This is a genomic window from Vibrio sp. JZG120 (assembly GCF_053890955.1).
The window spans coordinates 1-1,481 of record NZ_JBSRRK010000033.1 but is presented as its reverse complement, the minus strand read 5'-3'; the positions used below and the strand labels follow the sequence as shown (position 1 = coordinate 1,481).

General features: G+C 52.1%; 1 rRNA gene. It reads left to right on the top strand.

What is annotated here, in order from left to right:
• Positions 1 to 1,364, top strand: a 23S ribosomal RNA gene (locus ACWPOD_RS23560); the annotation flags it as partial.
• Positions 1,365 to 1,481 lie beyond the last annotated feature (117 nt).

The following is a 1,481-nucleotide window of genomic DNA, read 5'->3' as shown; positions in this document are numbered from 1 at the left end:
GTGAAGTCATTGATGCCATGCTTCCAGGAAAAGCCTCTAAGCTTCAGATTGTAAGGAATCGTACCCCAAACCGACACAGGTGGTCGGGTAGAGAATACCAAGGCGCTTGAGAGAACTCGGGTGAAGGAACTAGGCAAAATGGTACCGTAACTTCGGGAGAAGGTACGCTCTCGACGGTGAAGTCCCTCGCGGATGGAGCTATTGAGAGTCGCAGATACCAGGTGGCTGCAACTGTTTATTAAAAACACAGCACTGTGCAAAATCGCAAGATGACGTATACGGTGTGACGCCTGCCCGGTGCCGGAAGGTTAATTGATGGGGTTAGACTTCGGTCGAAGCTCTTGATCGAAGCCCCGGTAAACGGCGGCCGTAACTATAACGGTCCTAAGGTAGCGAAATTCCTTGTCGGGTAAGTTCCGACCTGCACGAATGGCGTAATGATGGCCACGCTGTCTCCACCCGAGACTCAGTGAAATTGAAATCGCTGTGAAGATGCAGTGTACCCGCGGCTAGACGGAAAGACCCCGTGAACCTTTACTACAGCTTGGCACTGAACATTGACCCTACATGTGTAGGATAGGTGGGAGGCTTTGAAGCGCAGTCGCTAGATTGCGTGGAGCCGTCCTTGAAATACCACCCTTGTAGTGTTGATGTTCTAACGTCGACCCCTTATCGGGGTTGCGGACAGTGCCTGGTGGGTAGTTTGACTGGGGCGGTCTCCTCCCAAAGCGTAACGGAGGAGCACGAAGGTGGGCTAATCACGGTTGGACATCGTGAGGTTAGTGCAATGGCATAAGCCCGCTTGACTGCGAGAATGACAATTCGAGCAGGTGCGAAAGCAGGTCATAGTGATCCGGTGGTTCTGAATGGAAGGGCCATCGCTCAACGGATAAAAGGTACTCCGGGGATAACAGGCTGATACCGCCCAAGAGTTCATATCGACGGCGGTGTTTGGCACCTCGATGTCGGCTCATCACATCCTGGGGCTGAAGTCGGTCCCAAGGGTATGGCTGTTCGCCATTTAAAGTGGTACGCGAGCTGGGTTTAGAACGTCGTGAGACAGTTCGGTCCCTATCTGCCGTGGGCGTTGGAGAATTGAAAGGGGCTGCTCCTAGTACGAGAGGACCGGAGTGGACGAACCTCTGGTGTTCGGGTTGTGTCGCCAGACGCATTGCCCGGTAGCTAAGTTCGGGATCGATAACCGCTGAAAGCATCTAAGCGGGAAGCGAGCCTTGAGATGAGTTCTCCCTGATACTTTAAGTATCCTAAAGGGTTGTCGTAGACTACGACGTTGATAGGCAGGGTGTGTAAGCGTTGTGAGGCGTTGAGCTAACCTGTACTAATTGCCCGTGAGGCTTAACCATACAACACCCAAGGGGTTTTGATGGACTCAATGAAAGAACATTGAATGTGTAAGAACGAAAACAGCTTTCCGAATTAAAGAATTTGCTTGGCGACCATAGCGTTTTGGACCCACCTGA